Raw genomic sequence first — 6,348 nt, 5'->3', positions numbered from 1 at the left:
GGGCCGAGCCGAGCGGGCCGAGCCGAGCGGGCCGAGCCGAGCGGGCCGAGCCGAGCGGGCCGAGCCGAGCGGGCCGAGCCGAGCGGGCCGAGCTCACTACACGAGCTGGACTGAACATGCCGCACGCGCTCAGCGGGCTGAGCAAGCTGAGCGATCGGGGCACGCTCAGCGAGCCGCTGGCCCAGTCGATCAATTCCGCGCCGAGTCGTCCATGTTCGTCATGAAGCGGCGCGGCCCTGACGCTTCCCTGCCCAATTGAGTTGTGCACAATTAAGTTGCACACAACTTAATTGTGCACAACCTAATTGCCCACAACTCAAGCTGGCGAGATCGTTGCGGATAGTGGCGTGCACGCCACTGTTGCGGGGAGGTTTCGCGCGCGAGCCTGGAGTCATGACTCGCATCGCCATCAACGGATTCGGTCGCATCGGCCGCAACGCGCTGCGCGCACTGCTCGAACGCGACAGCAAGCTCGAAGTCGTCGCCGTCAACGATCTGGGCGAGCCCGCGGCGCTCGCCCGCCTGCTCGCGTGGGATTCGACCTCGGGGCGGCTCGGCCGTCCGGTGACGACGGAGGGTGACACGATTGTCGTCGACGGGCGCCGGATCAGGGTTCTCGCCGAACGCGAACCGGGCCAGCTGCCGTGGAAGGATCTCGGCGTAGACCTCGTCCTCGAATCGACGGGCCGGTTCACCTCGGCCGAAGCGGCCCGCGCCCACCTCACGGCGGGCGCGCGCAAGGTCCTGGTCAGTGCTCCGTCGGACGGCGCCGACATCACTCTCGCCTACGGCGTCAACACCGAGCGGTATGACCCGGCCGCACACATCATTGTCTCCAATGCTTCGTGTACGACGAATGCGCTCGCGCCGCTCGCGAAGGTGCTCGACGAGCTTGCCGGTATCGAGCACGGGTTCATGACGACAGTTCACGCGTACACGCAGGAGCAGAATCTGCAAGACGGCCCGCACCGGGATCCCCGCAGGGCCCGCGCCGCCGCGGTCAACATCGTCCCGACGACCACCGGCGCCGCCAAGGCGATCGGTCTGGTCCTGCCCGGCCTGGCCGGCAAGCTGTCGGGTGACTCGATCCGCGTGCCGGTGCCGGTCGGTTCGATCGTGGAGCTCAACACCACCGTCGCCCGGGACGTGACCCGCGACGACGTGCTGGCCGCCTACCGTGCGGCGGCGACCGGTCCGCTCGCCGGCATCCTCGAGTACTCCGAGGACGCCCTGGTCTCGTCCGACATCACCGGCAACCCGGCCTCGGCCATCTTCGACTCGGCCCTCACCCGCGTGGACGGCCGCCACATCAAGGTCGTCGCCTGGTACGACAACGAGTGGGGCTTCTCCCACCGGGTCATCGACACGCTCGAGCTGCTGGCCGCGGGCTGAACGCGTACGAACGGGATGTTGTCGGGATCGGCGCTCTCAACCTGGACTTCATCGCCGATCCGGGCACGCCCCTGCAAGCGGAGTGGGGCACCGAAACCGCCGTCGACGCCGCAACCATCAACGCGGCAATCCAGGCCGCGGGTCCGGAGAGGCTCACGACGACGCTCGGCGGCTCGGCGTTCAACACCGTGCACGCGATCGCGAGGACCCGGCCCGGGCTGCGTCTGGGATACGTGGGGGCCGCCGGCCGGAATCCGACCGGCGGCCCCTCCCCGCGCGCCGGACTCGCCACTCTCGGCATCGACCACCGCCACGTGTCCTACAACGACGACGCCCTCTCCGGGATCTGCTTCTCCCTGACCGAGAACGGCGACCGCACCCTGCTCACCCACGCGGGCGCCAACAGCAGCTTCCCCGAGTACGTGGACCGCCACTTCGACGCGCTCGTGGGCTACCTGTCCCGTACCCGGCTGATCCACGTGACCTCGCTGCTCGACGACACCTCCGCCGGGCGCCTGCTGGCCCTGCTCACCGCTGTGAAGGCAGTCAACCCGGCCACGGCGCTCAGCTTCGACCCCGGTCACGTGTGGAGCACCACGGTGACCGCTGACATCGAGGGACTGGTACGCCTCAGCGACTACCTGCTGCTCAACCGTCGCGAACTCGCCGAGCTCCGCACCGTACTAAATCTGACCGAAGCCGTTGTGGTGGTGAAACGACCGGACCACATTGAGGTACGCCGTCCTGGCGCCCGCCCCGAGATCCATCCGCAGATCCCGTTGCCCGACAACAAGATCGTGGACGCCACCGGCGCGGGCGACGTCTTCGCGGCCGGCCTGCTCATCGGCCTCATCGCCGAAGCCGGCCCCAGCCCCGGCGTGGGCCTCGGCCCCGGCGTGGACCTCGGCCCCGGTTGTCTGCTGGGCATGCGGCTGGCCCGGCACAAGCTGCAGCATGTCGGCTCCGCCGGCCACGACGGATTCGCCGCGCTGTGACGGTCCGCGCTTGCCGCCCCTTGGGGGAGGTTCCATATGGTGAATGTGGATCTTCAAGTTGCGCTCCGGGGCCAAAAATTGTCGTACGCCTGGGCCAATGTGGTCGTTGTGCTGGCAGAGGTGCAGAAGCTCAGGAGGGACGCGGCGACGCTCGCCGCAGCCCAGTGCTGGAGCCTGTCCGACGCCGCGCTGACTCTGACGCTGCAAGAGGCACGACGTGCGGAGCAGTCCGCCAAACTCCTACAGGTACGCCTCACCCGTGAGGCCGACGGCCGGGGCATTCCCACCGCATCAGGCCATCGCTCGACAACCCAGTGGCTCCGCACCGTTTTGATCCTGGATTCCCCGGCGGCCCGGGAGCTCGTCGCCCACGCCGCCGTCCTGGACCATCCCCCGATCGAGCAGGCAGTCCTGGACGGCCAGGCCGACCTGCGCCAGGCCGCAGTGATCGCACAAACCCTCGACGCCATCCCCACCGACCTCGCCGTTCTGGACAACCCGGCCGGGCTCAACCATCCCGCCGGGCTTGACGATCCCAGCGGGCTTGATGATCCCAGCGGCCTTGGAGATCCCAGCGGGCTTGGAGATCCCAGCGGGCTTGGAGATCCCAGCGGGCTTGGAGATCCCGGCGGGATTGGCGGGCTGGGCGAGATTGGCGGGCTGGGCGGCAATGATGGTCTCGATGGCGCGTCCCAGGCCGATGGCGTTCCGGCCGTGAATGTCGCTCAGATCGTGCGGGACGCCGAGACCATGATGATCGACATGGCCGAGCGCCTGTCCGCCAACCAACTACGCCGCGCCGGGGAACGCATCCTCACCTACGTCGCCCCACACCTCGCCGACACCATCGACGAAGCAGCCCTGACCCGCCAGGAAACCCGAGCCGAACGCAAACGCGGCCTCACCCTGTCCCTACCCATCGACGGCCTCGTGCGTCTCACCGCAACCCTCGGCATCGAAGACGCCGCCACGGTGCAAGCAACCCTGGACCCCCTGTGCAAACCCCGACCCCGCGACAAACGAACCCCAGCCCAACGCCGCGCTGACGCACTACTCGACATATGCCGACTCGCACTACGCACCAGCCAACTCCCCACCAACGGCGGCGAACCACCCCAACTCTCCGTCACCGTCGCCTACGACCCGCTGACCAGAGCCCTCGGCATCGGCACCACCGACACCGGCACACGCCTATCCGCAGAAACCATGCGACGACTGGCCTGCGACGCCAAAATCATGCCGACCCTCCTCGGCACCCAAAGCCAGATCCTCAACGCCGGCCGCCGCCGCCGACACACCAACGGCCCCCTACGCCGTGCCCTGCACATCCGAGATTCCGGATGCGCCTTCCCCGACTGCGAACTCCCCCCACGATGGACCGACGCCCACCACATCCTCAAATGGACCACCGGCGGCCCCACCAACCTCGACAACCTCGTCCTCCTATGCCGCCACCACCACAACCTCATCCACAACCCCGACGCCGGGTGGCACATCCGCCTCGGACCCGACCGCCACCCCGACTTCATCCCCCCAGCCACCATCGACCCAACCCGACAACCCCGCCGCAACCTCTACCACCCACGCCAATAGACATTCCGTTACCCCGCCGATACAGCGTGATCGCATCGATGGTTCCCTTACCCAGGCACCACCCCAGCTGTCTGCGCCTGCGCCGTCCCAGCTGTCTGCGCCGCGACGGCAATCGCCGATCCGCGGGCGTCTACTGACAGGTCGGGCAGGAGGCTGCGGGCTGCCTCGCTGATGATGTTTCCGACGGCTCAGATCGGGAGCTTCCGACGGCCCGAACCGATCGTTGAAGGTGATCGAGAAGGCACTCAGGGCATTCTTCCAGCGCGTCTCCCATCGCGCTCCCGTCACGCCTGCCTACCAGGAAGCTGCCGCGACGGGCCGGGCCAGGAGGCGGCACGACAGGACGGAACAAAACGCGGCAAGACAGGCCGGGACAAAACGCGCACGACAGGCCGGGACGCGACGGAACAGCGCGATCGTCATCCTCAGACTCATCGGGACGGAAGCTGACGCTACGGGCAGGACGCTGACGCGACCGGCAAGAGGCTGACGCGACGACTCGTCGGCGCAGCGGTCAGCGATGTATGTCGCGATCGCGCGACCAGTGCAGCCATCGCCCGCTGCCGCCGGGCTGGTCATGAACGGCTGACGGGCGACGATCGGCGTCCGGGATGGCTGTTTTGTCGGTGGCTAGGCTGCTGCGCGGGCGTCGGTGGGGCGGCGGCGCAGGGTGGTGTTCGTGATCGCTTCCGGCTTGAAGGCCATGTCGAGGGCGCCCACGTCGGTGCCGGGCGGGACGATGGCGTCGATGGCGTCGAGGGTTTTGTCGTCGAGGGTGGTGTCGGCGCCGGCGAGCAGGTCGTCGAGCTGGGCCATGGTGCGGGGGCCGATGATGGCGGAGGTGACGCCGGGGTGGGCGATGGCGAAGGCCATGGCGAGGTGGGTCAGGGAGAGGCCGGCCTGTTCGGCGATGGGGATGAGTTGTTCGACGGCGTCGAGGCGGTTCTCGTCCTTGTAGTGCTTGAACGGCAGGCCCGCGCGGTGGGTGGTGGCTTGCTGGCCCTTGCGGAACTTGCCGGTGAGCATGCCCTGGGCGAGCGGGCTCCAGACCAGGGTGCCCATGCCGTAGCGCTGGGCGACGGGGAGGATTTCGCGTTCGATGCCGCGGTCGAGGATCGAGTAGGGCGGCTGTTCGGTGCGGAAGCGCTCGTAGCCGCGGCGTTCGGCGGCCCACTGGGCCTCGACGATCGCCGAGGCGGGAAAGGTTGACGAGCCGATCGCGCGGACCTTGCCGCTGCGGACGAGGTCGGTCAGCGCCGAGAGGGTCTCCTCGATGTCGACCGTCGGGTCGAGGCGGTGCAGCTGGTAGAGGTCGATGTGATCGGTCTGCAGACGGCGCAGGGAATTCTCGACCTCGGCGATGATCCAGCGGCGGGAGGTGCCGCGCTGGTTGGGGTCGTCGCCCATCGCGCCGTTGACCTTGGTCGCGAGGACGACGCTGTCGCGGCGGCCTTTGAGCGCTTTGCCGACGATCTCCTCGGACTCGCCGCGGGAGTAGACGTCGGCGGTGTCGACGAAGTTGATGCCCGCGTCGAGGGCCTTGTGGATGATGCGGGTCGCGTCGTCGTGGTCGGGGTTGCCGATGGCCCCGAACATCATGGCGCCCAGTGCGTACGGGCTGACCTGGATGCCTGTGCGGCCCAGCGTGCGGTACTTCATGAGAGACCTCCGGGGTATGATTTCGCGAAGCGGAACGCTCTACCACTTAGCAATATACGGAACACCTTCTCACTTAAGCAACGGGGGTCTGTCAGTGAGCGCGGCCACACCACCGGTCCGACGGGTACGCGCGGACGCCCAGCGCAACATCGACGCCCTCGTCGACGCCGCCCGCGAGGTCTTCGCCACCTCAGGCGTCGACGCACCGGTCCGCGAGATCACCACCAGGGCCGGCGTCGGACTCGCCACGTTCTACCGCCACTTCCCGGAGCGCTCCGACCTCGTCACCGCCGTCTTCCGCCACGAGGTCGACGCCTGCGCAGACACCGCAGCCACCCTTGCCGCCGAGCACGAGCCGCTCGACGCCCTCATCCGCTGGCTCCACCGCTTCACCCGGTTCGTCGGCGCCAAACGGGGCCTGGCCTCGGCCCTGCACTCCGGCAACCCCGCGTTCGAACCACTGCCCGCCTACTTCACGCAGCGCTTCCAACCGGCCCTCGACTCCCTGCTCGCCGCCGCGGCCGCCACCGGGGACATCCGCGCCGGCGTCGAGGCGGGACCGCTGCTAGGCGCCATATCCCGCTTGTACTCACCCGCCAACCTCGACGAGAACGGCGACGACCGCATGGTCGCGCTGCTCATCGACGGGCTGCGCTACCAGGCCCACTGACGGCCCCGCCATGCCGCCCGCGGGCCAGGCGCGGGGCTA

Annotated in this window: 5 protein-coding genes; 4 read left to right on the top strand and 1 reads right to left on the bottom strand. The window is 68.6% G+C overall.

Annotation, left to right across the window (positions count from 1 at the left end; genetic code table 11):
• The first annotated feature begins 393 nt into the window (after positions 1-393).
• From gap to Ahu01nite_RS45480, 3 genes are read left to right on the top strand one after another with little or no spacing between them, the layout of a single operon-like run.
• Positions 394-1,392, top strand: coding sequence for a type I glyceraldehyde-3-phosphate dehydrogenase (gene gap / locus Ahu01nite_RS45490; protein WP_203842990.1), 999 nt, complete (start codon positions 394-396; stop codon positions 1,390-1,392).
• Positions 1,338-2,387 carry a PfkB family carbohydrate kinase gene (locus Ahu01nite_RS45485; protein ID WP_203842989.1) on the top strand — a complete coding sequence of 350 codons (1,050 nt, stop codon included), beginning with the start codon at positions 1,338-1,340 and terminating at the stop codon, positions 2,385-2,387. Before gap ends, Ahu01nite_RS45485 begins: the two co-directional genes overlap by 55 nt.
• A gap of 45 nt (positions 2,388-2,432) precedes the next feature.
• On the top strand, positions 2,433-3,980 hold the full coding sequence (locus tag Ahu01nite_RS45480; RefSeq protein ID WP_239159662.1) for an HNH endonuclease signature motif containing protein: 1,548 nt from the start codon (positions 2,433-2,435) through the stop codon (positions 3,978-3,980).
• A gap of 630 nt (positions 3,981-4,610) precedes the next feature.
• Here Ahu01nite_RS45480 and Ahu01nite_RS45475 read toward each other — a convergent pair.
• Positions 4,611-5,639, bottom strand: a complete 1,029-nt coding sequence (locus tag Ahu01nite_RS45475) for an aldo/keto reductase (RefSeq protein ID WP_203842987.1) — start codon at positions 5,637-5,639, stop codon at positions 4,611-4,613.
• A gap of 94 nt (positions 5,640-5,733) precedes the next feature.
• On the opposite strand from Ahu01nite_RS45475, the gene Ahu01nite_RS45470 reads away from it, so the two are divergent.
• Positions 5,734-6,309 carry a TetR/AcrR family transcriptional regulator gene (locus Ahu01nite_RS45470; RefSeq protein ID WP_239159661.1) on the top strand — a complete coding sequence of 192 codons (576 nt, stop codon included), beginning with the start codon at positions 5,734-5,736 and terminating at the stop codon, positions 6,307-6,309.
• The last annotated feature ends 39 nt before the right edge of the window (positions 6,310-6,348 follow it).

It is taken from the genome of Winogradskya humida (assembly GCF_016862215.1).
Classification (GTDB): Bacteria; Actinomycetota; Actinomycetes; order Mycobacteriales; family Micromonosporaceae; genus Actinoplanes; species Actinoplanes humidus.
The sequence above is the reverse complement of the archived record's forward strand: the minus strand, read 5'-3'. Positions and strand labels throughout refer to the sequence as shown.

Bases quoted from the DNA above. Each gene is read 5' to 3' on its own strand.
- gap (WP_203842990.1), top strand. From the start codon at position 394: ATGACTCGCATCGCCATCAACGGATTCGGTCGCATCGGCCGCAACGCG.
- Ahu01nite_RS45475 (WP_203842987.1), bottom strand. From the start codon at position 5,639: ATGAAGTACCGCACGCTGGGCCGCACAGGCATCCAGGTCAGCCCGTAC.